At 61.6% G+C, this 22,775-nt stretch carries 20 protein-coding genes and 1 pseudogene; 6 read left to right on the forward strand and 15 right to left on the reverse strand.

Annotated features, from left to right (window positions below; genetic code table 11):
- Positions 1-304: 304 nt before the first annotated feature.
- Complete coding sequence (locus Q8O29_RS17315) at positions 305-1,153, reverse strand: M14 family zinc carboxypeptidase (protein WP_305565047.1); 849 nt, start codon at positions 1,151-1,153, stop codon at positions 305-307.
- Between the two features lie 205 nt (positions 1,154-1,358).
- Between Q8O29_RS17315 and Q8O29_RS17320 the strand changes: the two genes are divergently transcribed.
- Positions 1,359-1,877 carry a flavin reductase family protein gene (locus Q8O29_RS17320; RefSeq protein ID WP_305565049.1) on the forward strand — a complete coding sequence of 173 codons (519 nt, stop codon included), beginning with the start codon at positions 1,359-1,361 and terminating at the stop codon, positions 1,875-1,877.
- Positions 1,878-2,135: 258 nt separating this feature from the next.
- On the opposite strand, the gene Q8O29_RS17325 is transcribed toward Q8O29_RS17320, so the two are convergent.
- From Q8O29_RS17325 to Q8O29_RS17335, 3 genes are all read right to left on the reverse strand, one after another.
- The gene (locus Q8O29_RS17325) at positions 2,136-2,993 is read right to left on the reverse strand and encodes a succinylglutamate desuccinylase/aspartoacylase family protein (RefSeq protein ID WP_371134266.1); all 858 of its coding nucleotides are present in this window, start codon (positions 2,991-2,993) and stop codon (positions 2,136-2,138) included.
- A 175-nt stretch (positions 2,994-3,168) separates the two neighbouring features.
- Positions 3,169-4,182 (reverse strand): tripartite tricarboxylate transporter substrate binding protein, encoded by a 1,014-nt coding sequence (locus Q8O29_RS17330; RefSeq protein ID WP_305565051.1) that lies wholly within the window; start codon positions 4,180-4,182, stop codon positions 3,169-3,171.
- 86 nt (positions 4,183-4,268) lie between these two features.
- Complete coding sequence (locus Q8O29_RS17335) at positions 4,269-5,165, reverse strand: LysR family transcriptional regulator (RefSeq protein ID WP_305565053.1); 897 nt, start codon at positions 5,163-5,165, stop codon at positions 4,269-4,271.
- An 86-nt stretch (positions 5,166-5,251) separates the two neighbouring features.
- Between Q8O29_RS17335 and Q8O29_RS17340 the strand changes: the two genes are divergently transcribed.
- The gene (locus tag Q8O29_RS17340) at positions 5,252-6,145 is read left to right on the forward strand and encodes a DMT family transporter (protein ID WP_305565055.1); all 894 of its coding nucleotides are present in this window, start codon (positions 5,252-5,254) and stop codon (positions 6,143-6,145) included.
- Positions 6,146-6,163: 18 nt separating this feature from the next.
- On the opposite strand, the gene Q8O29_RS17345 is transcribed toward Q8O29_RS17340, so the two are convergent.
- Positions 6,164-8,377, reverse strand: a complete 2,214-nt coding sequence (locus Q8O29_RS17345; RefSeq protein ID WP_305565057.1) for an acetoacetate--CoA ligase — start codon at positions 8,375-8,377, stop codon at positions 6,164-6,166.
- Positions 8,378-8,485: 108 nt separating this feature from the next.
- Here Q8O29_RS17345 and Q8O29_RS17350 point away from each other — a divergent pair.
- Both Q8O29_RS17350 and Q8O29_RS17355 read left to right on the forward strand, forming a co-directional pair.
- A pseudogene (locus tag Q8O29_RS17350) lies at positions 8,486-8,722 on the forward strand (alpha/beta hydrolase); the annotation flags it as partial.
- An 85-nt stretch (positions 8,723-8,807) separates the two neighbouring features.
- On the forward strand, positions 8,808-10,106 hold the full coding sequence (locus tag Q8O29_RS17355) for a solute carrier family 23 protein (protein WP_305565086.1): 1,299 nt from the start codon (positions 8,808-8,810) through the stop codon (positions 10,104-10,106).
- Positions 10,107-10,267: 161 nt separating this feature from the next.
- Here Q8O29_RS17355 and Q8O29_RS17360 read toward each other — a convergent pair whose 3' ends face one another.
- Both Q8O29_RS17360 and Q8O29_RS17365 read right to left on the reverse strand, forming a co-directional pair.
- Complete coding sequence (locus tag Q8O29_RS17360) at positions 10,268-10,618, reverse strand: hypothetical protein (protein ID WP_305565059.1); 351 nt, start codon at positions 10,616-10,618, stop codon at positions 10,268-10,270.
- 207 nt (positions 10,619-10,825) lie between these two features.
- The gene (locus Q8O29_RS17365; protein WP_305565061.1) at positions 10,826-12,238 is read right to left on the reverse strand and encodes a glycine zipper domain-containing protein; all 1,413 of its coding nucleotides are present in this window, start codon (positions 12,236-12,238) and stop codon (positions 10,826-10,828) included.
- Positions 12,239-12,355: 117 nt separating this feature from the next.
- On the opposite strand from Q8O29_RS17365, the gene Q8O29_RS17370 reads away from it, so the two are divergent.
- Positions 12,356-12,778: a hotdog fold thioesterase gene (locus Q8O29_RS17370; RefSeq protein ID WP_305565063.1), complete on the forward strand. Its 423-nt coding sequence runs from the start codon at positions 12,356-12,358 to the stop codon at positions 12,776-12,778.
- Positions 12,779-12,860: 82 nt separating this feature from the next.
- Here Q8O29_RS17370 and Q8O29_RS17375 read toward each other — a convergent pair whose 3' ends face one another.
- Positions 12,861-13,439 carry a cob(I)yrinic acid a,c-diamide adenosyltransferase gene (locus tag Q8O29_RS17375; RefSeq protein ID WP_305565065.1) on the reverse strand — a complete coding sequence of 193 codons (579 nt, stop codon included), beginning with the start codon at positions 13,437-13,439 and terminating at the stop codon, positions 12,861-12,863.
- A gap of 168 nt (positions 13,440-13,607) precedes the next feature.
- Between Q8O29_RS17375 and Q8O29_RS17380 the strand changes: the two genes are divergently transcribed.
- Positions 13,608-13,925, forward strand: coding sequence for an EF-hand domain-containing protein (locus Q8O29_RS17380; protein ID WP_305565068.1), 318 nt, complete (start codon positions 13,608-13,610; stop codon positions 13,923-13,925).
- Between the two features lie 27 nt (positions 13,926-13,952).
- Here Q8O29_RS17380 and Q8O29_RS17385 read toward each other — a convergent pair whose 3' ends face one another.
- The 7 genes from Q8O29_RS17385 to Q8O29_RS17415 form a co-directional block, all read right to left on the reverse strand.
- Positions 13,953-14,651 carry a M48 family metallopeptidase gene (locus Q8O29_RS17385; RefSeq protein WP_305565070.1) on the reverse strand — a complete coding sequence of 233 codons (699 nt, stop codon included), beginning with the start codon at positions 14,649-14,651 and terminating at the stop codon, positions 13,953-13,955.
- Entirely contained in the window at positions 14,644-17,955 is a 3,312-nt protein-coding gene (locus Q8O29_RS17390) for a type I restriction endonuclease subunit R (RefSeq protein ID WP_305565072.1), read from the reverse strand. The genes Q8O29_RS17385 and Q8O29_RS17390 overlap by 8 nt, the downstream gene beginning before the upstream one ends.
- Positions 17,956-18,040: 85 nt before the next feature.
- On the reverse strand, positions 18,041-19,294 hold the full coding sequence (locus Q8O29_RS17395; RefSeq protein WP_305565074.1) for a restriction endonuclease subunit S: 1,254 nt from the start codon (positions 19,292-19,294) through the stop codon (positions 18,041-18,043).
- Positions 19,291-19,467, reverse strand: a complete 177-nt coding sequence (locus Q8O29_RS17400; RefSeq protein WP_305565076.1) for a hypothetical protein — start codon at positions 19,465-19,467, stop codon at positions 19,291-19,293. Before Q8O29_RS17400 ends, Q8O29_RS17395 begins: the two co-directional genes overlap by 4 nt.
- Complete coding sequence (gene dinD / locus Q8O29_RS17405) at positions 19,464-20,318, reverse strand: DNA damage-inducible protein D (RefSeq protein WP_305565078.1); 855 nt, start codon at positions 20,316-20,318, stop codon at positions 19,464-19,466. Before dinD ends, Q8O29_RS17400 begins: the two co-directional genes overlap by 4 nt.
- Positions 20,315-21,877 (reverse strand): type I restriction-modification system subunit M, encoded by a 1,563-nt coding sequence (locus Q8O29_RS17410; RefSeq protein WP_305565080.1) that lies wholly within the window; start codon positions 21,875-21,877, stop codon positions 20,315-20,317. The genes dinD and Q8O29_RS17410 overlap by 4 nt, the downstream gene beginning before the upstream one ends.
- The gene (locus Q8O29_RS17415; protein ID WP_305565082.1) at positions 21,874-22,479 is read right to left on the reverse strand and encodes a restriction endonuclease subunit S; all 606 of its coding nucleotides are present in this window, start codon (positions 22,477-22,479) and stop codon (positions 21,874-21,876) included. Before Q8O29_RS17415 ends, Q8O29_RS17410 begins: the two co-directional genes overlap by 4 nt.
- Positions 22,480-22,775: the final 296 nt, after the last annotated feature.

A 22,775-nucleotide genomic window follows, 5' to 3' on the forward strand; every position in this document is an offset into this window, starting at 1 on the left:
AGGCGCGGCAGCCGGATCGGGATGGGATTGCCAAGGCGGATTTCGCAGCCAATAGCTGGCTATTGGCAAGAAATTCAACGCAGCAGACCGCCCGAGCCCGGCTGATCGCGCGCCGCAGGGGACTTGTTCAGCGCTTCCTTAAGCAGGGATCTTGCCTTGGATTTTAGCAAATTTGCTATTGTTTTTATAGCTACTTACGCCTATCAGCTATGGGCTAGGAGTCTGGGCGGCAGAAGGCGTCGAAGCGAAAAGCCGACGTTCCTTCTGCCGCCCAGGCTCCTTGAGCCTGATTGGCGTATAAAACTCAAGGCAAGCGCGGCGAACGCTGCAACTCGACGGGCGTCATGCGTTCGCTCATCCAGCGCAGCAAGTCCAGCCACATCTGGCGCATCTCGGCGTCCAACGGCGTGCGTGTGGCGTTGGGCAGCTCGATGGTGACCACCGGCACGCCCTTGTGCACGCCGCCGTAGTTGCCCAGCGAGCCCGGGAAAATGCCGACCTGGTCCAGGTACAGCCGCCCCAATCTGGAGGGCGGCACCGACGGGCCGTCGAAATCCAGCACGCCGTAGGGCGCGTGGATGCTGACAATCAGGTTCGGCTTGAAGCGCTGCATCTCGCTGTGCAGAAAAGCCGACTCCGGCTCCGACAGCGGTCTGGTACCGGGCCAGCGGCGCGGATCCTTGCGCGTGCGTTTTTCCCAATAAACCTTGGCATCGCGCTCCCAGTTGGGTGTCGGGAAATTGCGGTTCAGGTCGACGCCGTTGGCGTTGACGCGGCGCGGCGGTGTGGACAGCAGGCCGTCGGGGTTGAGCGCCGGCACAAAGCGCCAGTGGATCGCCTGCGACCAAGGCGTGGCCATTTGTTCGGCCAGCTGGATCCAATGCAGCGCCACCGATGCCGAGGAGAGTTCGTCGCCATGAATGGCGCCCAGCACCAGCACGCGCAGGCGCGCGTCGTCGGGCTGGATGTCGCGCATCCAAAGAGGCTGGCCCTTGACAGAGCGGGCAGACGTGGCCTCCAGCTTGGCTGCCTCGCACAAGCTGCGCTTGACGTTGGGCAGCTTGCGCACGAATTCGTCGCACGGCGCTGCCGCATGCGTCGGCACAGCAAGTAGGGTGGCCAGCAGCAACGCGAGACAACAAGAAGTACGCATGGTCGGATTTTATTGATCTTTTCCAAATACACGACAGTGATTGGACCGATCTCACCCTCGCCCTTCGGGAGAGGGATGGGGTGAGGGATTGAGCGTTCCGACTGTCATGAGTTTTGAAACGCTCAATAGCGGCCGCCGCGCGGCCAGCGGCAAGCGCCGCCGGGCCCCAGAGCGTGGGCGGCGCTTCCTCAGGTAAATTACAGCCATGTCGCTCACCGTCTCTCCAAGCCAAGCTGGCCGCCCCAGTTTTTCAACCCGTGAGTTTCGCGCGTCGCTGGGCATGTTTGCCACCGGAGTCACGATTGTGACGGCGCGCGCCGCCAGCGGCGAGCTGATCGGGCTGACCGCCAATTCCTTCAATTCGGTGTCGTTGGAACCGCCGCTGGTGCTCTGGAGCCTGGCGCGGGCGGCTGGGTCCCTGCCCGCGCTGAGCACCGGCTCGCACTACGCCGTCAATATCCTCGCGGCCGACCAGAAAGAACTGGCCGAACGGTTTGCCGCCAAACGTGACGGCCGCTGGACCGATGTCGCCTGGACCGAGGGGGCTGGCGGGGCACCCTTGCTGACAGGCGCCGCCGCCGTCTTCGAGTGTTTCAACCGCAGTCGCTACGAAGAAGGCGACCATGTGATTTTTGTCGGCGAGGTCGAACGCTGCAACCACCGGGCCGACGCCGCGCCGCTGCTGTTTCACGGCGGCAGGTTTTACACCGAGCATCCGCTTTAAATACGGCCGCACAGCGCCGTTTCGGCGAAACAAGCTTTAAAACGCTACGAATTCAATAGCTGCGGACACCCCTATACAAAGGGCTGAAAACCCAAAATATTCAGAAAATCGCGTTTCCAGAGCTTCGCAGCCCTCGCCACCTTTTTCGGCCTTCGCCAGATCAGCCTTCTCACGCGTCAAACCGCTGCGCGTGCTGACTCCAGCTCGCGAGCAGCGCGGCAAAGCGGGTTCAACTTTGGGTATAGGGGGCGCAAGCATTCAGACCACTGCCGGCGCCGCCAACATCCGGCGACCCAGCCGCACGGTCGTCACGCCGGGGCGCAACTGGCGAATGGAGGGCATCACCAGCACGCAGTTGTCATAGGGCGTGCGCACCGGCTCGCCTGCATCATGCGCAATCGACGTGCCGGCATGGCGAATGGTTTCTCCCCCGCGAAAGTCCTGCGCAAATTCAAACTCCATGGAGCGCGCCACCACGCGGTGCGTGACCTCGACCGGCGCCGGGGGTGACACATCCGGCAGCAACCAGCCAAACGGCACGTCGCTTCGGTCCAGCACCCCCGCGCGGACGAGGAAACGCATCAATACATTGCGGGAGGTTTGCACAGACGACAACTCCCAGTGCTGCCCGGCCTCCAGCAGCAGAGCGATGCCCGAGCCTGCCGCATCGCCGAAGTGCCCATAGTCACGCATGCGCACACCGTCGGCATGGCCCTGGTCTGCAACCACCTGGCTCGCCGTCCCCAGGCTTTGCGCAAAGGCAATGTTGCGTGGTAGCAGGCCAGTGACCAGCAGGGGCGCGCAAGGCTCATGCATCGAATGCAGGTCCAGCAGATGGGTGGCGCGTTCAACGAAAGGGCGTATTTCACGGGCGCGCGCCAACTCGGCACTGCGGCGCGTCCCGTCAAGCTGTGCCGGCGCCCAGACACGGTTGAAGTCCTCATCCACAAAGCGCGAGCTGTCGGGACTTTGCGGATCGAACGTCGCGAAGGCGGAGATGTTGCAAAAAACCGCCGTGATGCGACCGCGCCGTGGCTGAAGGCCGCCACGCAAAAAGGAGTCCAGCGCGAGGGCGCCCGCATACTCGTTGCCATGCACCAGGGCTGTGATCAGCACCTCCGGCCCCTCCGTGTCCGCAACTCGCTCATGGACATAGCGCACACCGTCCGTGGATGCCGCCCAGCGCGACAACTCCGGAGCCGGGACCTGCAGGGGGTGCGGCGGCGGCGATGTTCTCACGCTTGTCCGCGCCCCGAAAGGGCCGCGCCTGTTTCCGGACCCGGCGAGACCTTCACGAAGCCGATCCCGTAGCGACAGCCTTGTTGACCACGCTGCGAACGCGTTGCGTCTCGGCCTTGATGAAACTGGTCAGCGCCTGCGGCGTGCCGCCGTCATTGGAAATGCCGGCTTTTTGCAGCTTCTGCCAGACCTCTTGTTCACGCAGAATCTCATTGAGCTCTTTGTTCAAGCGCGCCGTCATGGCGGGCGGAAGTTTGGCCGGGCCGAACAGGCCAAACCAGACATTCATGTCGTAGCCCTTGAGGCGCGGGTTCTCGGCCAGCGCCGGGATTTGCGGCGCGGCGCGCGAACGTGTGGGCGTGGTCACGCCCAAGGCCGTCATCTTGCCGGTCTCGATGTGCGGCAAGGCCGACGACAGCACAAAAACGCTGAACTCGACGTTGCCTCCCAGCACATCCTGCACCATCTGCGCGGCGCCGCGATAAGGCACATGGCGAAAACTGGTGCCCGCCAGCATGTTGATCAGCTCGCCCGACACATGCAAAGGCGTGCCTATGCCCGACGACGCAAAGTTAAGCTTGTTCGGCTCGCGCCTGGACTTGGCCAGGGCTTCCTCCAAGGTTGTCACCCCGGCTTTTGGCCCGGCCACAAACACCATGGGTGTGATGCCAACCAGACCGATAGGCGTCAGGTCGGTCTCGCCGTTGTACTTCACCGCTGTGTTGAACAAGCGCGCGATCGAGATTTCGCTGCCAGACCCGAGCAACAGGGTGTGGCCGTCCGGCGCCGCATTCACCACCTTCTGCGCACCGATGGTGCCGCCGGCGCCACCCACGTTCTCCACCACCACCGGCGTGCCCAGGCGTTTTGACAGCGGCTCGGCCACAATGCGTGCCACCAGGTCCACGCTGCCGCCGGCGGGGTAGCCCACCACCAGGGTAATGGGCTTGGCCGTGGGCCAGGACTGCGCAAACGCCGCTGGCAAGGCCAGCAGCCCTGCCGCAGCAAGGCTCAGTGCGAGTGATGTGCGGCGGCTTCGGCGGGTAAGGGTAAACAGTTCAAGCATCAGAGTCTCCTGGTTGGTCGGCCCAGTCTAGGAGGGCCCTCACGCCGGCGCATGCGCATCACGCATGGGCGCATGCGAGCACCGCGTCAGGGCTGGCTGCTGGCGGTCCAGATGCGCTGCACCAACTCATTGCGCGGGCTGCGCGAACGGTAGAGGCGGATCTCGAAACGTACGACCGCGCCCTTGCTGTCCGCCTCCACCAGGCGGCCGCTGTGCAGGTCCGCGCCCACCAGCCCGCGCGGCAACCATGCCAGGCCCACGCCCTGCAAGGCCTGCTCATGCAGGGACTCGGCAAAGTCCGACTCGACCACGGTGTGCAAGTGCAATTCGCGCCGGCTGCGCGCCAGCCCGTCCTGAAGAATCTGGCTCAAAGCCAGCGTTGGCGCATATCCCAGCACCGGCACAGGCTTGCTCGCCGTGCCGGGCAAGGCATGCTGCGGCTGCCCGTCGGGGCGAGGGGCACTCACCGCCACCAGCTCGTCGGTGCCGAGCGCGAAGCCTTCGAACAGCTGATCGTCCAGCACCAGCGGCAAGCGCGGGTGCGTGAATGACAGCAGGAAGTCGGCTGCGCCCTGCTCCAGCGCCGTCGCTCCTTCATGAATGGAACCTGTCAGCATGCGCAAGCGGAACTCTCCCGCTTGCCGCTTCACGCGGGCCAGCCAGCCTGGAACGGCAGTACGGGACAGGGTTCGGCCAGTGGCCAGCGTGACCCAGTCCAGCTCGCCGCCTGCATGGCGGATGCGGGCGCGCGCATCGCCCAGGCTGGCGGTCGCCCGGCGCGCCACCGGCAGCAACTCCTCGCCGGCTGCGGTGAGCCCCAGCGGCATGAGCGCACGATTGATCAGATCGGCGCCGGCCCACAACTCCAGCGCGCGTATGCGGCGCGAGAACTGCGGCTGCGTCACATGGCGGAGCTCGGCGGCCCGCGAAAAACTCCGCTCACGCGCCAGCGCAACGAAGTCTTCGAGCCATTTGTAGTCCATAGCAATTCCTCTTGCGGAGATGAACCCCATCGTATGCGTTGTCGCGTCCTTGCGCGACATTCATTCGGCTCGACTACCATTCAAACATGCCTGTTCGTAAAAATCACCTCGACACGCTGTCCACTTCCCTGCTGCTCGCCTGCTGCCTGTTCTGGGGGTTTCAGCAAGTGCTGGTCAAGGCCACGCTGGTGGAATTGCCGCCAGCCTTCCAGGCGTCCATCCGTTTTGCCGGCGCCACCGTGCTGCTGCTTCTATGGTGCGCCTGGCGCGGCGTCAGGCTGTTCACCGCTGATGGCTCACTGCGCGCGGGGCTGCTGGCGGGCAGCCTGTTTGCGGCTGAGTTTGCCTGCATCTATGTCGGCTTGCAGTACACCAGCGCGTCGCGGCTCACGGTGTTTCTCTATACCTCGCCGTTCTGGGTGGCGGCCTTGTTGCCGATCTGGGTGAAGTCTGAAACGCTGCGGCCCGTGCAATGGCTGGGACTGGCCTGTGCGTTTGCCGCCGTGGCTTTTGCGCTGCGCGAGGGCTTCAACGACAGCGGCGCACCGACCGGGCTGGGCGATGCGATGGCGCTGGTGGCCGGCATGTTGTGGGGCCTGACCACGGTGGTGATTCGCGCCTCGTCGCTGGCCAAGGTGTCGGCGGAAAAGCTGCTGTTCTACCAGGTGGCTGTCAGCAGCATGGCCCTGCCGGTGCTGTCGCTGGCGCTGGGCGAGCAGTGGGGGGGGTCCTTCAGCCCGTTTGCGCTCACGTCGCTGGTGCTCCAGACAGTGGTCGGCGCGTTTGCCAGCTACCTCGCGTGGATGTGGATGCTGGGCCGTTACCCCGCGACCAAGATCTCTGTCTTTGTATTTTTGACACCGCTGTTTGCGCTGCTGTTCGGCGCGCTGTGGCTCAAGGAGGCGGCTACCCCCAGCCTGCTGGCGGCGCTGGCCCTGGTGGCGGTCGGCATCGTGCTGGTCAACCGCAAGCCGGCTTGAGCGGGCCGCTGCCCGGTCTCAGGCCGCGCCGGCACGCTGTGCCGCGAAGGCGACGTACCAGTCCAGGCAAGCTGGGTTGGCCATCGCGTCGCGGTTGACCACCTTGTCTAGGGGCTGGCCCAGCAAGAGCTTCTTGATCGGCAATTCCTGCTTTTTGCCCGATAGCGTGCGCGGGATCTCCGGGACCTGAAAGATGTCGTTGGGCACAAAACGCGGCGACAGCGCGGTCTTGATGGCGTTGTTGAGTTTGACCCGCATGGCCTCGTCGAGCGCCTCGCCTTCGCGCAACACCACAAACAGCGGCATGTAACTGTCTCGACCCAGGTATTCGAGGTCCACCACCATGGAGTCGATCACCTCGGGCAAGGCCTCGACCGCGCTGTACAGCTCGCTGGTGCCCATGCGCAGGCCGTGGCGGTTGATGGTGGCATCGGAGCGGCCATAAATGATGCAACTGCCGGACGGCGTGACCTTGAGCCAGTCGCCGTGGCGCCAGACATTCGGGTACATGTCAAAGTAGCTCGACAAATAGCGTTTGTTGCCTTCATCGCCCCAGAAGTACAGCGGCATTGAGGGAATCGGCTGGCTGCAGACCAACTCGCCAACCGCGTCTATCACCGGCTCGCCGGCTTCATTCCAGGCCTCGACGGCGCAACCAAGCAGGCGGCATTGCATCTCGCCCGGCACCTGCGGCAACTCGCGGTTGCCGCCAATAAACGCGCCAGCGAAATCCGTACCGCCCGAGATGTTGCACCACCAGATGTCGCCCCCACGCTCCCCCACTGCGTGTGGGTCGCTGCCCCCCGAGGGGGCCGTGCTTGCTTGGGGCGGCCCTGCGCCGTGCACTCCGCCCCCACGCTCCCCCACTGCGTGTGGGTCGAAGCCCCCCGAGGGGGCCGCTGCGCCTGCGGTCTGGCAAAGCCAGTCCTGCGGCCCGGGCTGGGTTGAAGAACCCCCGCGCTTGAGCTTTTGAAACTGTGCCGTTCCCCAGCGCTGCGCTTCTTCAGACAATGGCGAGCCCGTCGTGCCCAACGCACGCACACTGGAAAGGTCGCCACACGCGGCCAAGTCCACCCCCGCCTTCATACAGTTGGCAAAAAAGGCCGCGCCAGCCCCGAAAAAACTCACGCCGAGTTGCGCGCCGAAACGCCACAGCGTGGTCCAGTCGGGCTTGTCCTTGCTGCCGCCCGGATTTCCGTCGTAGATGCAGCAGGTGGTGCCGTTGAGCAGGCCGCTCATCTGCGCATTCCACATGACCCAGCCGGTCGAGCTGTACCAGTGGTAACGCTCACCGAACGAGTTGGCGGCGTAGCTGCAGCCGATGTCGTTGTGCAGGGTCTTGAGCGCCAACGCCACGATGACCGTGCCGCCGTGGCCGTGCACGATGGGTTTGGGCAGGCCGGTGGTTCCGCTCGAATACACAATCCACAACGGGTGGTCGAACGGCAGCCAGATCGGCTCGAAAGCCGCTGTTTCAGCATCATTTCGGGCCGTAGCCCATGTCAGCCGGACACAGTCAGCTATGATTTTTGTAGCATCGAGGTTGCCGTGCACGATCACATGCTGCACGCTGGGCAGGGCGGCGCGCAACTCGTCCAGCACGGCCGTGCGGTCGAAGTCGCGGCCGCCGTAGCTCACACCGTCGCAGGCAATCAGCACCTTGGGCTCAATCTGCTGGAAGCGGTCGAGCACGGCATGGGTGCCCATGTCGGGCGCGCAGATGCTCCAGACACCGCCTATGCTGACCACCGCGAGGAAGGCCACCATGGCCTCGGGAATGTTGGGCAGGTAGGCAGCAACGCGATCACCGGGCTGGACCCCCTGCGCCTTCAGATGCAACGCCAGCGAAGCGACCTGGCGGCGCAGCTCGGGCCAGCTCAACTGACGCGCCGGCGCGCCGGCCGCCAGGCTTTTTTCGTTGTGGCTGATCAGTGCCGGCAAACCGGCAGCGTCGGCTTTTTCCACATGGCGGAACACCTGCTGCACGTAGTTGAACTGCGCGCCCGGAAACCAGGAGGCGCCCGGCATGCGGTTGACGGCCAGCACCGCGCTGTGTTTTGTGGGCGACTGCAGGTCAAAGTAGTCCCAGATGCTTTGCCAGAAAGCATCGAGGTCGGTGACCGACCAGCGCCACAGGTCGTCATAGGAAGCGAAGCTGAGGCCACGGGTTTGCTGCAACCAGTCCTGGTACAGGCGGATCTGCGGAATAAAGGGGGAGACGTTGCGGGTCATGGGGCACAGGGTAACGCGCCTCGTCACGCAACTGTCAGCGGGAATGCCCGGATTCAAGCGCGCCCCTGTCGCTGTTGATTGTCCCCCTGACCTTGTTTGTCATCTTGCGCGCCGCTGGCCTCGCCGCATGAATACACCCGGCTGTTTGCCCAGGTGTTCGGCCTGAGCGAGCGCACGCGCGCCGCGATGCAAAACCGCTTCGAGGCGCGCGAAGGTATCCTGATGCCGCAGTTCGAGCCGCAGGCCGTCGGCCCGCGCATCAGCCAGGCCACGCAGGATCTCGGACACCGCCGCATCCTGAAAGACAGCGCCGTGTTGCAGGAAGTCGGCGCTTTTCTGGCCTGACGACCGTTCTGCGCGCCCCTGCTTGTGCAGGTCGCGCATAACCCCTAGCATTGCCGCACCTGCAATAAACAAGAGGAGATCAATGATGGGAATGTTCAACTGGACAGAAAAAAGCAGCGCAGTGCTGTCGCAAGGCGGCGTGATTGCGCCTGACGAACGCCTGCCCTGGCCGCAAACAGCGGCGATGGGGGTGCAGCACGTCATTGCCATGTTCGGCGCCACGATACTGGCGCCGCTGCTGATGGGGTTTGACCCGAATGTCGCCATCCTGATGAGCGGTATCGGCACGCTGATCTTTTTTGTTGTCACCGGCGGCAAAGTGCCCAGCTACCTGGGCTCAAGTTTTGCCTTCATCGGCGTGGTGATTGCCGCCACGGCATACGCTGGCAAGGGGCCAAACGCCAACATCGGCGTGGCCCTGGGGGGCATCATTGCCTGCGGCGTGTTTTACACCCTCATAGGGGCTATTGTGCAGGCGGTGGGTACCGGTTGGATAGAACGCTTTATGCCGCCGGTGGTCACTGGCGCAGTGGTGGCAGTGATCGGTCTGAGCCTGGCGGGTATTCCGATCAAAACCATGGCGGCCAGCAATTTTGACTCCTGGATGCAGGTGGTGACTTTTGTCAGCGTGGCGCTGGTTGCAGTGATGACACGCGGCATGGTGCAGCGCCTGCTGATCCTGGTCGGCCTGGTCGTCGCAACCCTTATCTATGCCGTGCTGACGAATGGGCTCGGGCTGGGCAAACCGGTGGATCTGTTGCCAATTGTCAACGCCGCATGGGTCGGCCTGCCCGGTTTTGCGGCGCCGGTTTTCAGCGCCAATGCCATGCTGCTGATCGCGCCGGTGGCTATTATTCTGGTGGCAGAAAATCTCGGCCACCTCAAGGCGGTGACGGCGATGACTGGCAAAAACATGGACCCCTACATGGGGCGCGCGTTCATCGGCGACGGCATTGCCACGGTGGTCTCGGGCGCTGCGGGCGGCACGGGCGTCACCACCTATGCTGAAAACATTGGCGTCATGGCAGCCACCAAAATTTATTCGACTGCGGTGTTTGTGATCGCCGGTCTGATCGCTGTGTTGCTGGGCTTCAGCCCCAAGTTCGGCGCGCTGATCCAGGCGATTCCGCTGCCGGTGATGGGCGGCGTCAGCATCGTGGTGTTCGGCCTGATTGCCATCGCCGGCGCCAAGATCTGGGTCGACAACAAGGTGGACTTTTCGGACAACAAAAATCTGTTGGTGGCGGCCATCACGCTGGTGCTGGGTACCGGGGACTTCACGCTGAAGTTTGGTGAGTTTGCGCTGGGCGGCATTGGCACCGCCACTTTTGGCGCCATCTTGCTGTACGCGCTGCTTAACCGCAAGCCGACTGCAAAAAGCTAGGAGTCTGGGCGGCAGAAGGCGTCGAAGCGAAAAGTGGCCCCGGCGAGGACAGTTTTTGCCGGGTTTGCAGCGCCATAGCCGTAGCTATGGGGCAAAAAGCCGGTGAAAAACGAACCGTCGCGGCCGCTTTGCAGCCGACGTCCCTTCTGCCGCCCAGGCTCCTAATCTGCCGTTTCAGACTTGGCCTGGGCCAGGGCCGCTTTGGTTCTGGCCAGCTCTCGCTCCAGGTCGGCGCGTTCGCCGATTTCCTGCTCCAGCACCTGGTTGACCTGGGCCAGGTCCTCGGCCGACTCCTGAATTTTGATCTCCAACTCATCGCTTTTACGCAGCGCTTGCGCCACATCGGCCTTTTGAGCCTCGTTCGGCAACTCCTGCTTGAGCACGGCGTTGATCACAAACAGCTCATTGGCCGACTGCTCCACCGTTTCTTTGACGGACTCGTTCTGGTCGAGCGCGCGCGCCAAGGGCGTGGACCCGTTAGAAGAAGAGACAATGGAGTGCTGCTGGGGCATGGCGAAGGGCGGAGGTTAAACAGGGAACACCGGCGGTGAAAGGTGCGTTGATACGCACCGTCAATATATCACTCTCGGCGCAGTGCACAAACAGTGAAAGCCCCCGCAACAATCTCAGGTTTACGGGCTGCCGCCCGAGCTCCTGGCTTGCTGCGCGCCATCCATCGGGCGTAGGGAAACGCTGAACAAGTCCCCTGCGGCGCGCGATCATCCGGACTCGGGCGGTCTGCTGCGTTGAATTTCTTTCCCATAGTCAAGTATTGGCTGCGAAATCCGCCTTGGCAATCCCATCCCGATCCGGCTGCCGCACACCCGCAAGGACTTATTCAACACTTCCTCAGGGCGATGGTTTTTCGGCGCCGCAGCAGCGCCTTTTTTCAGGTCGGGCTCCGGGCTGAAAATTTTGCCCAGGGTGGCCCCTATGCGCGCGCCTATGGCCGTGCCTATGCCCGGCAACACCGCCGTGCCCACCACCGCGCCAGCCACCGCGCCAGCCGGCGCGGACACCTTGACGTTTTCAAACGGTCCGGACATCTTCAGCGGCACACCGACCACGCCATCGACCAGATCAACCGCAAACTCGGCAGCGATCTGGCGGTTGGCAATCCGGGCCTGGCCCGACGCGGTCAGCGTACCCGAGATGGCCTTGACACCGGTGTAGGTCACCACCATGCCCTGCGGCGTGTTTTGGGTATCCATCTGGCCAGTGACCGCGTCCAGGGGCGTCTGCCCGGCATAGTCCCTGCCAAGGCTGCGCACCGCCTTGTCCAGGTCAAAGCGCAGCAGAGTCGCGCGGCGCATGCTGAAGATGGTTTTGGTGTGCAGCGACTGGGCCAGTTCGCCCACCGTGTCGCCATCGGCCAGCAAGGAGGTGTCGCCCGAGGCCTGGCCCGACATCACGGCGTTGCGGTTGAAGGCAGCCATCGCGCTGGCGACCTCCACGTTTTGCGGTTTGAGCGTGCCTTCCAGACGCAGCCGGCCCTTGGCGCGCGTCTTGATTTCGACCTCGCCGTCAGCCGTGCCGCCGCCGACACGGATTTGCGTGGTCCAACGGTCTTCCTGGCCCTGCCGGGTCAGCCGCAGGTCGGTGGCGGGCTGCACGCCGGGCCTGCGCAACTGGGCCTGGCGCGGGCGCCAGGCCGGGTCGAAATCGACTTCACCGTCAAACACCACGGCCATACCGTGGCGCGAAATCCAGGTCACATCGCGAAAAACAAAGCGTTCTAGCACGGTGGCGTCCGGGTTGGCTTGCGCCATGCGCGGCCCCTTGTCGAGAGCGCGCAGCGACAGTTGCGGCAGCACCGCGCCGTCGAGGTCGGCACGGTCGAACTGCAACCGACCGTCGAGCAGGGCCGGCAGGCTCGGGTGAACCGTCAGCTTTTTGATGGTGATGGCCGGCGTCTGGCGCGACGCGACATCACGCACCACCACGGCGGGAGCCGGGAACAGGCGCCAGCCCAGTGCGCCCACGGTGACCGGTACGCCGAGCCTGGCTTCCAGTTCCACAGCGGCTTTCGCAGCCAGCTCCTCGTCACTGGGCAGCAACAGCACCAGCCAGCCGCCCACCAGCAGCGCGAGGAGCACGCCTGCGGCAACCATCCATTTATTTCTAACTTGCATGCATGTCCTTGGCTTGTCCCGATCTCAGCTGACAGGCAAGCCTAAGCAGTGTCCGGCCCGGGTGATGTAGGCGGCAATCTCTTTATAGTCAGGGGATACCCGCCTTTTGGATTTGCCATGCCCGTGTGGAAGAGACCGATCTCCGTCGAACTGTTGACCCTGAACAATGCCAACAGTGCAGTGACGCACCTGGGCATCGAGTTTCTGGAGGTCGGCGACGACTTCATCCGCGCCCGCGTGCCGGTGGACGAACGCACCCGCCAGCCCTACGGGCTGCTGCACGGTGGCGTGTCGGTGGTGCTGGCCGAAACCCTGGGCTCCTGCGGCGCGGCCTTTGCCGCGCCTGAAGGCCAACGCACGGTGGGGCTGGACATCAATGCCAACCACCTCAAGGGCACAACCAGCGGCTGGGTGACCGGCATCACCCGGCCGGTGCACATCGGCCGCAGCACCCAGGTCTGGGCGATTGAGTTGAGCAATGACGCCGGGGAGCTGACCTGTGTGTCGCGCATCACGATGGCGATGCTGGTGCCGAAGTAAGCGTCAAATCAGGGTTTTGCCCTTGTCTGTCGTGCAAAGTCAGCTATTACATTGATAGCGCTCTGCGCTGGGGGGGCACAACTCAATCGGCCGCAGCCCGTGCCATGCGTTCGCTTTTCCAGTACACGTCGTCGCCGCCCTTTCCATCCGGTCTATTGCGGTTGAGCACGCGCGACAGCACAAACAGCAAGTCGCTCAGGCGGTTCAGGTACTGGCGCGGCGATTCCGTCAGGGTCTCGGCCTGGTCCAGTGCCACCACCGCGCGTTCGGCGCGGCGCGCCACCGTGCGGCAGACATGAGCGAGCGAGGCGGCGCGCGAGCCGGCCGGCAGGATGAATTCGGCCAGGCGCGGCAGGCTGGCGTTGTAGGTTTCCAGCGCCTCGTCCAGCAGCGCCACCGCCTCGGGCTTCAGCAGCTCGAAGCCGGGAATCGACAACTCGCCGCCCAGGTTGAACAACTGGTGCTGCACCTCGACCAGCAGCTCGCGCACATCCAGCGGCATCTCTTCACACAGCAGCACACCGATCTGGGAGTTGAGTTCGTCCACATCGCCCATGGCATGCACACGCAGGCTGTCCTTGGAAACGCGGGTGTTGTCGCCGAGGCCGGTGCTGCCGTCGTCACCGGTGCGGGTGGCGATTTGTGAAAGTCGGTTGGCCATGGTGTGTCAGTTGGTTGATCGCAATGTGGCCAGCGGGCCGTGTTACGTGAAGCAAGAAAATGTGTGCGGGACCGTCCGGATGTCAGCGATGCAACGCCCTGCAAAAAGAGTGGCGGGACAGCAGCCACTGCGATGCAATGACCCTTCATTCATTTTCAGGACGACTGCATGCGGGTTCAAAAACATTCTATTCCCAACTTCTTCAACTTCGACAAGCGCAGTGTGCTGCTGCTGGCGCTGCTGACCCTGGGCACAGCCGCCGCCGTGCGGGCACAGACGGCGCCTGGCGCCGCCATCCCACCGAATCGCGCCACCCCCCAGGACCTGGAAGCCGCCTTCAAGCGCGCCGACCTCAACCAGGACGGCAAACTGAGCCGCCAGGAAGCTGAGCGCTTTCCCGCCGTGGCGCAGCGTTTCGAGCAGATTGACAGCAACCACGACAGCTTTATTTCGTTTGACGAGTTCAGCCGGGCGGCCAACTCTTGAACTGTCGCTTCCGGCTGCTGCGCGGCACTAACAAATAGTCGCTTCCAGCAACTGTTTGCGCGCCATCCATTGGGGGCAGACCTCCGCCAGCAATGCAAAAAAACTGGCGGAGTGATCTGCGTGTGCCAGATGGCAAAGCTCGTGGTAAATCACGTAGTCAATACATGCTGCTGGCGCTTGAACCAAGCCGCTGTACAAAGTCATGGTTCCGCCTTGCGACAAACTGCCCCAGCGTTTGACCAATTGCTGCACGCGCAGGGCTGGCTGGGGGAATGCGCTGAAGCGGTAATGGCGATGGCACTGCACCAGTTGCCGCTCAAAAATTTCTTTTGCCTGCGCATGACGCCAACGCAGCACCTGAGTTTCAATGGTTTGCGGCGTCGCCGGCGCATCGGGCCGCAACGTGACAAGAAGGTCACGCCCGGAAAACGCGACTCCCTCGCTTACCGAAATTTCCACACGCAGCTTGTAGCGCCTGCCAAGATGTAAATGTGACTCCCCAGCCACCCAGGCACGCTGTGGCGTTCGTGGTTCAAAGCGTTTGAAGAAGGCTTGCTGCTCGGCGATCCAGCGCTCGCGCTTCTTCAACACCAGCTGGATTTGCGCCTTGCTGCAGTCCAACGGCGCCCGTATGACGACCTGCCCGGTAGGATGCACCTCCACGGACAAGGTTTTGCGCCTTGCCTCTGTAGCCAGAACCTGCACCTCCATGGGCTCTTTAGCCATTGAGGCCCCGCGCTTTGGCCAGTGCCAGCGCCTGGTCGATGATGGCGTCCATTTGTGCCGTGCTCAATTTCACGCCGCGCTCAGCGCCCACCACGTCATACAGAAAATGGTCCAGGGCAATGCGCGTCTGATTTATGGCGTCCAGGTTGCGCCAGAAGTCCACCACGCTGTGTGCGGCCAGCACCGCAAGCACTGCCTGCGCGGTCTCTTGCGCCAGCACCGCGCTTTGCTCTGGCGGGACGACATTGTCAAAGATTTTCTTGGTCAAACCGAACAATGCAATGCCATGGTCATTACCGCGCAAGCTGACCGGAATATCGTCTCGCGGCCGGTCCAGCACCGCAGCGCGGGCCTCCTTGGCTTTTTGCAGATAGGCCAGCTCGTTGATGCGTTTGGCGCGGTAATCGTCTATGGCCTGCTGAATCATGCGTGAAAACTTCTCGTAATACGCAGGGTCCACCTTGATGCGTTCTTCAATCACCCGTTTGGTGTTGAAAGCGATGATGTCGGCTTGTGCTGCCGGGGTGATGGCCTCTTGCTCATCTATGGCGCGCTTGAGTGCTGCATCGTCCAGGATGTTGACTGAGGTCTTGAGCACCAGTACATCGTGGGCCTTCAAATGCGTGTCCAGCAGCTTGCGAATGCGCGGCTCATAGTCACGTTTGAAGTCCACCGCATCGGCAAAGCGCAATTGGGCCGCCTGCTTCAATTTGGCAAAACGCAGCATGTCGGCCTTGTAGCGGTCAATGACTGCTGGCGCGGTAGCTGCCAGAAACCGTTCGCTGGACAAGGCCAGCTGCAGCAGGCGCCCAAATGCACTCAAGCGCCCGTAAAAATCGTACCGCGCCTCGTCGTCACGAAGGTTTTCCAGGTAGGCGTTGGTGTCATGCTGATTGGCCACCTGCCGAAACAATTCCAGTAGATGGGCGTGCGCCTCGGGCAACTGCGCCACCTCACTGTGCATGCTCACCAGCATGCCAGCCAGATCATCTTCGTCAAAACCTGCCAGCGCCTGGTAGCTTGAGATGGTTTTGTCCAGCTCCTCCAGCACCCCCGCGTAGTCAATGATCTGACCGAAGTCTTTTTCGATGGTTGCTCCGCTGGGTTCGACGCCTTCCTCATCTTCAGCGCCGTCTATCGGCGCTTCGTACAGGCGATTCACCCGCGCAATGGCCTGAAGCAGCGTGTGCTCTTTGAGCGCGCGGGTGAGGTAAAGCACCCGGTTGCGCGGCGCATCAAAACCGGTCAGCAACTTGTCCTTGACGATCAAGAGCTCAGGTGTGTCGCCATGCTTGAAGGCATTGATCAAGGCCTTGTTGTACTGCTCTTCATTGCCGTAACGCTTCATCATCCTGTCCCAGAAGCGGTGCACCGCATCGGTGGGTTCGTCGTCCACGTCTTCGCGCTCGGCACGTGCATTGGGGCCGGAGATCAGCACCTCGCAACTTACATGGCCAATCTCGTCGATGTACTCCTTGAGCCGGATCGCCGCCGCCCGGCTGGCTGCCACCACCTGCCCCTTGAATGGCGTGCCCTGCCAGGTGGTGCGAAAGTGCTCGCTGATGTCAAAGGCCAGCATGTACAGATACGGGTCGGCTTGCTGGATCATTTTTTCGCGGGCGTACTTACGCTTCAGGTCGCCCTTTTGCGCGTCGCTCAACCCCGCCGTCTGGCGCTCAAACCACTTGTCAATCGCCTGCTGGTCTTGTGTCACATCGACCATGCGGCTTTCGTACAGCAGCTTGACCACCGCGCCATCACGCACGGCTTCGTCCATGGTGTAGCTGTCAATCAACCCGCCAAACCGGGTGAGCGTGTTGCGCTCGCGCCGGGTGACCGGTGTGCCGGTGAAGCCGATGTAACAGGCATTAGGCATCAGCAGGCGCATCTTGGCGGCCAGCGTGCCGAAGTTGGTGCGGTGGCCTTCGTCCACCAGCACAAACACGTCAGGCGAATCCACCATAAAACTTTTTGCCAACGTGCTCACGCGGTCAAACTTCTGTATCAGCGTGGTGATGATTTGCGACTTGGGGCTTTGCACCAACGCTAGCAGCTCCCGTGCTGTGGCGGCACGCCTGGGCTCCAGGCCGCAGGTTTTAAACGTACCTTCAATCTGTTTGTCCAGGTCGTCACGGTCTGTCACCAGCACAATGCGCGGGTTCACCAACCCCTGCTGCAGCGCCAGGCGGCGCGCCAGCATCACCATGGTGAGTGACTTGCCCGAACCCTGCGTGTGCCACACCACGCCACCCGAGCGACGCTGCGCGCCGGCTGGCGTGGTTTCCCAGTGGGTAATGCGCTCCATGATGCGGTCAATGGCCCGCACCTGCTGATAACGCGCCACCTTGCGTATGCCACCGTCAAACACCGTGTAGTGAAACACCAGCGCCAGCAAGCGCTGGGGCGACAACACGGCGGCCAGCGTGCGGTCCTGCTCCGTCACACTGCGCGCCACCAGATACGGGGCCGTGTCTTCTGCCACGCCGGGCTGGGCGCGCCCACCGCTGAGCCGCTGCACCAGCTCAAACAAATCGGCCTGCACCTCGCGCGGCAGCGCTTGCGCCAACATGCCGGAAATAGAGGTGTCTTCAGCCTCTTCGCGCCAGGTGGACCAGAACTTGGCCGGGCTGCCCACGGTGCCCACGCGGGCTGAATGCCCGTTGACGGCCAGCAGCACTTGCGCCATCACAAACAGATGAGGCGCCTGGCTTTCGCCCTGGTAGGTGATGAGCTGCGCCACGCCCTGCGCCACCTCCACGCCGGGGGCCTTGCACTCGATCACGGCCAGCGGTATGCCGTTGACAAACAGCACCAGGTCGCAGCGGATGGTGTTCTGGCTGCGGCTGCGCTGCACCACAAACTCGGGGGATACCTGAAACGTGTTTTCTTCGATGTGCTGCCAGTCGATAAACCGCAAGGAGCGCCCGCGCGAGTCGCCATCGATGGTTTGTTCAAGCGTGGTGCCCAGGGTCAGCAGGTCATACACCGCCTCGTTGGTGCGCAGCAAGCCGCTATAGGGCACGCTTTTCAGGCGCTGGATCGCGGCGCTCAGATTTTCCTCGCTGAACAGGTGTTCGCCGGTGGTGGTGTGAATGCGGTTGATACGCTTGAGCGCATCGCGCAGCACATCGTCCAGCACCACATTGAGCAGGCGCGGCCCGCGCAACTGGCGCGCCTTGGCCGGGCTCAGGTACTGCCAGCCCATGGCCAGCAGCAATTGCAGGGCTGGCGCCTGGCTGGACATGACCTCGCTGGGGTCAAAGTCCGGGTCCGGCGGCGGGCTGGAAGTGGCGGCAGTGCTCATGGTGGGCGACGAGTTGGGTTGAAGGGTTTTTAATTGCGTTAAATTGCTATTGTTTTGATAGCTGTTTGCGCACAGCAGTCGTGGGCTAGAGGCCTTTTTTGCTTGAAGATTTGCCCTGCATAGGAGACTCCGGCAAACGCCACTCGCCGGAGAGCAGCTTTTGCATGAGGGCGCGTTTTTGGGTCTTTAGCTCGTCAAGCTGCTGCTTCGCCAGGTCAGCGGCACCTGATGCTGCTGTCAGCACCTCAACGATTCGCTCTTGCTCCGGCATGGGCGGAATGTTGATTTTGAGTTTGGCGAACTCGGGCCACCGCAAGCTGCCACGCCGGTCTACCGATGAATGGGTGGTGGCTTCAAACACGCGGCGCATGGCTTCCGTCTTCAAGAGCATGTACAGAAACTGGTGGTTAATGACGGCGGCATCCGGCTCGAACACCGTGTACATCGGGCTAACCAAGGCCGCATCGCACAAGTCCTGATAGCCGATGGAGCCTTCCTCAATGTGGTTCGTGGCGTACACAAACTGCCCACGCTTCACGCTCTTGTACGTGGTGGTGTTCTCGCTGAACACCTGTTTGTTGAAGTACTTAAGTGAGTCCACCAGGCCTGCATACTTGGTGCAAGACAGCACAGGCAAAGTGTGGCCCGCAGTATTAATGCTGCGAACATCGACGGCAAACGACCCGACACGAACCGACTTCCACGTCCCCTTGAACCCCTTCAAGCGCCTGCGCCCGGTCAGCAGTTGCTGCATTAGGCCTTGCTTGCGGCGTTCAAGAGCGTCGAGCAAAGCCGCCGCAGTATCAATTCCACGGCGGCACTCATCAATCATCCGCAAAATTTCGTACTGTTCCGCAACTGGTGGCAGTAACACAGGTAGCTGCTTGAGCTGACTTGAATTGATACTTGCCAGATTGGTAGTTTGCTTTGCGCACGAAACGAAATACGCTCGGGACCGATCTGATTGAATGAGTAGCGCCAGAAAGCTTGGAGTAAGCAGCGAGGCTTCTTTGACGCGTACAGCGAAAACGTGGTTTTGGTGAACGCAATCATCGATTTCGCCCTTCCACAGGCAACCACGACCCAATTTGTCAAAGTCTCCGCCCTCCGTCAGCAAGAGGTCTCCAGACACCAACCGGAATCGCTCTTGCTGCGCCACGGGAACGTCTATGTATTTCACTTCGCTCAGGTCAAGATGGCCGTCCTGAACATTGGCCACGCGAAGATAAGGGCGACTGACGAATTCACCTTGCCGAGCTGCACTTTTGGAAAGCCCGGTCTGGACTGTAGCGATGTCAACCAGTTTGGTCTTTATCCATCCTTTGGGAATTGACTTCAAACCTTTGTCTCCGGTTGTGCGCTGAAATCAAAATCCAGGCCCCATGTGGCTTTCCAGGCAACTATTAAATATTGCTTAATAGTTGCGGCGGCCGCAGTTGTTGCATAACTTGCAACAACTGCACCGCGATACGGCAGCGCCGCCAACAACGGGGCATCGATCCCGGTCTTCATGCCTTCCCCTTCCCCGGCAACTGCTTCGCCTTCTCCCGCTCAATCTGCTGGATGCTCTTATCCGGCACCGGCATCTTCTCCGGCATGGTCCCGCCCAATTCTTTGATGGTTTGCCGCACCTTGGCGCCCACTTCGTGGTGGGTTCGGTTGGCCTGGGCTTTACCCTGGATGCCTTCACGCTTGAGCTTCTCCTCGGTTTGCGTGGCGCGAAACAGGTTGGCGGCCAGCTCGGTGCTGCCCATGTGGTCGAGGATTTTGTGGCTCTTTTTCAGGCCCTTGACGGCATGGATATTTTTGGCGCCCAAGCCGCCGTACAGGCCTTTGTAGCCATGGTCCTGAAACACCGCATACTCGATTGGTGTTTCTACGCCTGCGCCTTTGGCTGCAGCAGAGAGGGCCTTGTTGTGTTCCGCGAGGTCATTACGTATTGAGAGGCGGAGTTCATCTTCCGAAAGCTCGCTGAACCTGGCTGCGTCGCTCAGTTCCTGCCTGCGCGTCTGTAGCGCGAAGTAGGTTTGACCCTGCGCAATAACAGGCTTGCTGGGGTCCCCATTTTGAACAACCAGATAACAGGCATATCGCGATAGCTGAATGTCATCCACCGTTCGTTGTGCGCCCGAACCGATCTCGACCATTTTGCTGACGTCAGCAAAATGGTCTGCTTCGGGGTGTCCGCTTTGTCGGCAGGCCTCACGGGCCTTGTCCACCACCTGCAAGAAGTTGCGGTATTGGACATAGTCAAGCACCGTCGCGAGTTCACGCGCCAACCAGTGTTCGCTGCCATCAGCATTGGCATGGCGTATGTCTTCAAATACCGTGCGAGGGACGGCAACTTGTAGGATTTTCTTCATAGCCCCAGCTCCTTCAGGTGTTGCTTCATCTTCACGCGCACGGCAGCCAGCTCGGCCTCCAGGCGGTCGATTTCGCGCTCGGTCTGCGCAAGGTCGATCTGCGCTTCTTCCTCATACGTATCCACATACCGGGGAATATTCAGGTTGTAGTCGTTCTCGGCTATGGCTGCGCGGGTGACCAGGCTGGCGAACTTGTCCACGCCTTTGCGCGCGCGCACTGTAGCCACGATGTGCTGGATGTGCGTCTCTTCCATCTGGTTTTTGGTTTTGGCGGGGCTGAACTGGCTGCTGGCGTCCACAAACAGCACGTCATCCTCACCCTCACGCTCGCCACCACGCTCGCGGGCACGGTCAAACAGCAAAATAGCGACGGGGATGCTGGTGGTGGGAAACAGGTTGCCGGGCAGGCCAATCACCGCGTCCAGCAGGTTGTCTTCGATCAGGCGCTGACGGATACGCCCTTCGGCGCCACCGCGGAATAACACGCCATGCGGCACCACCACGGCCACGCGGCCACGCTGGGGCAGCGCAACTTCCACCATGTGGCTGATGAAGGCAAAGTCGCCTTTGCTCTTTGGCGGAATACCGCGCCAGAAGCGGTTGAAGCGGTCATGCTCGGCAACGTCTGCGCCCCATTTGTCCAGGCTGAAAGGCGGGTTGGCCACCACGATGTCAAAGCGCAACAGGCGGTCGTTTTCCACCAGCAAGGGGTTGCGCAAGCTGTCGCCACGCTCTATGCGCGCGGAGTCAAAGCCGTGGATGAACATGTTCATCAGCGCCAGCGCGTAGGTGCTCTGATTGAGCTCTTGCCCGTACAGCGACACGTTGCGGTTGCCCACAGCGGTGGCTGCCTCCAGCAATAACCCGGCGGAGCCGCAGGCTGGGTCACAGATGCGCATGCCAGGTTGCGGGTTGGCCAGCAGCGCCAGCAGGCGTGAAACAGCCATGGGGGTGTAAAACTCGCCGGCTTTTTTGCCTGCATCCGATGCGAAGCGCTCGATCAGGTAGATGTAGGCGTTGCCGATGACGTCTTCATTAACACGACTGGGTCTGAGGTCCAGATCGGCGAAGTCTTCCAGCATGGTTTTCAGACGCCCATTGCGCTCTTTGGGATTGCCCAGACGGTCGGTGTTGAAGTCGATGTTTTTGAACACGTCATCCAGCTTGTGCCGGTCGTGGTTGGCCTCGGCAATGTGGCGCAAGGTAATGTCGATGAGTTCACCAATGTTGGGCGCGCCACGCCGCTCCCACAAGCTGTTGAAGTCGGCCCGGAAGCTGTCGAGCACCTTTTTGGTTTTGGGGTCGGTGAGTGTGACCATGGGCAGCACAAAGCGGTCACGCTCCATGAGGCGGGCAATGCGCTCTGGGTCTTTGCCGTACTTCTTTTCGTAGCTGTCGTAGTGGTCATGCCACACGTCACTGATGTACTTGAGAAACATCGCGGTGAGGATGTAGTCTTTGTACTGCGCGGGGTCGATGGTCCCGCGAAAGGTGTTGCAAACGGCCCAGGCCTTGCGGAAGATGTCTTGGGAGGTGGTGGTGGTTGTGTTGGTGGTCATGTTGTGCTTACTTTCTGGACCTTTGCCCAAAGAACTTGTTCTGCATACGCTTTGTTTTTTTCCATGAGCGCCTCCGAGAGCGCTCGCTCTTCGCGCAGAAGGCGGGCGACCTCTGCGATTTCACGTTGCACACGTATCGGTGGTATCGGAATTTGCAAATTTCTCAGGCTTTCCATCGACACCATGCGGATCATGCTGCCGCGTGCCTGTGCATTGATGTCACGTTGAACGGCTGGGCAATTAAGCAGCCAGTGCAAATACCAGCCATACGTTTGTTTCGGGTTTTTGATACGAATGCGCACCAGCGGGGCGGCAAATATGCAGGGCTGGACCACCGATTCCACATAGATGGCCTGCGTGCTGACACCGCGAGGGCGGAAAAGCAGATCCCCCGCTTCGAGCCGCAATCTGGAAACGTCTCCGGTGAAATCAATCTGCGGCAGCACCGTGTCCAGCGCGAGCGCGTCGCCAATGCTGTGGGCCATCGAGACAACCCGCACCGGACCAGCTAGCTCAAGGGCAAGCGACGTCCTGAACGGATGTCCAGCGGACAAATCCGCCACCTCCAACAACTTGTAAACATGACCCATGCTGTGGATCATACACTTATTATGCTTTTTTATTATGCAGTGAGTTGCATACTGTAAATATTTTTAGTTGGCGATGGATTTCTTGGTCGCGTATTACTTTTTTCGGGTCGATTTGCAAAGCCCGCCCTAGCAAACTTGAGAAAGACTGAAAATAGGCAACTCATATCGGAGATGCTATGGATGCCTCCCTGCCCACGGGCAAGGAATTGAGACTGTTGAACGCCAAGGGCATGAACAGCCGTCGATCAGGAAGAGAGACTTCGAGTAATCGAGGTGGATCCTCTGATGGATACGGCATCAAAGTGCCC

The sequence above is a fragment of the Polaromonas sp. genome, assembly GCF_030689685.1.
Classification (GTDB): Bacteria; Pseudomonadota; Gammaproteobacteria; order Burkholderiales; family Burkholderiaceae_C; genus Polaromonas.

Bases quoted from the DNA above. Each gene is read 5' to 3' on its own strand.
- Q8O29_RS17335 (WP_305565053.1), bottom strand. From the start codon at position 5,165: ATGGACTACAAATGGCTCGAAGACTTCGTTGCGCTGGCGCGTGAGCGG.
- dinD (WP_305565078.1), bottom strand. From the start codon at position 20,318: ATGAAGAAAATCCTACAAGTTGCCGTCCCTCGCACGGTATTTGAAGAC.
- Q8O29_RS17320 (WP_305565049.1), top strand. From the start codon at position 1,359: ATGTCGCTCACCGTCTCTCCAAGCCAAGCTGGCCGCCCCAGTTTTTCA.
- Q8O29_RS17370 (WP_305565063.1), top strand. From the start codon at position 12,356: ATGCCCGTGTGGAAGAGACCGATCTCCGTCGAACTGTTGACCCTGAAC.
- Q8O29_RS17315 (WP_305565047.1), bottom strand. From the start codon at position 1,153: ATGCGTACTTCTTGTTGTCTCGCGTTGCTGCTGGCCACCCTACTTGCT.
- Q8O29_RS17400 (WP_305565076.1), bottom strand. From the start codon at position 19,467: ATGAAGACCGGGATCGATGCCCCGTTGTTGGCGGCGCTGCCGTATCGC.
- Q8O29_RS17345 (WP_305565057.1), bottom strand. From the start codon at position 8,377: ATGACCCGCAACGTCTCCCCCTTTATTCCGCAGATCCGCCTGTACCAG.
- Q8O29_RS17365 (WP_305565061.1), bottom strand. From the start codon at position 12,238: ATGCAAGTTAGAAATAAATGGATGGTTGCCGCAGGCGTGCTCCTCGCG.
- Q8O29_RS17375 (WP_305565065.1), bottom strand. From the start codon at position 13,439: ATGGCCAACCGACTTTCACAAATCGCCACCCGCACCGGTGACGACGGC.
- Q8O29_RS17380 (WP_305565068.1), top strand. From the start codon at position 13,608: ATGCGGGTTCAAAAACATTCTATTCCCAACTTCTTCAACTTCGACAAG.
- Q8O29_RS17355 (WP_305565086.1), top strand. From the start codon at position 8,808: ATGGGAATGTTCAACTGGACAGAAAAAAGCAGCGCAGTGCTGTCGCAA.
- Q8O29_RS17330 (WP_305565051.1), bottom strand. From the start codon at position 4,182: ATGCTTGAACTGTTTACCCTTACCCGCCGAAGCCGCCGCACATCACTC.
- Q8O29_RS17385 (WP_305565070.1), bottom strand. From the start codon at position 14,651: ATGGCTAAAGAGCCCATGGAGGTGCAGGTTCTGGCTACAGAGGCAAGG.
- Q8O29_RS17410 (WP_305565080.1), bottom strand. From the start codon at position 21,877: ATGACCACCAACACAACCACCACCACCTCCCAAGACATCTTCCGCAAG.
- Q8O29_RS17360 (WP_305565059.1), bottom strand. From the start codon at position 10,618: ATGCCCCAGCAGCACTCCATTGTCTCTTCTTCTAACGGGTCCACGCCC.
- Q8O29_RS17390 (WP_305565072.1), bottom strand. From the start codon at position 17,955: ATGAGCACTGCCGCCACTTCCAGCCCGCCGCCGGACCCGGACTTTGAC.
- Q8O29_RS17340 (WP_305565055.1), top strand. From the start codon at position 5,252: ATGCCTGTTCGTAAAAATCACCTCGACACGCTGTCCACTTCCCTGCTG.
- Q8O29_RS17415 (WP_305565082.1), bottom strand. From the start codon at position 22,479: ATGATCCACAGCATGGGTCATGTTTACAAGTTGTTGGAGGTGGCGGAT.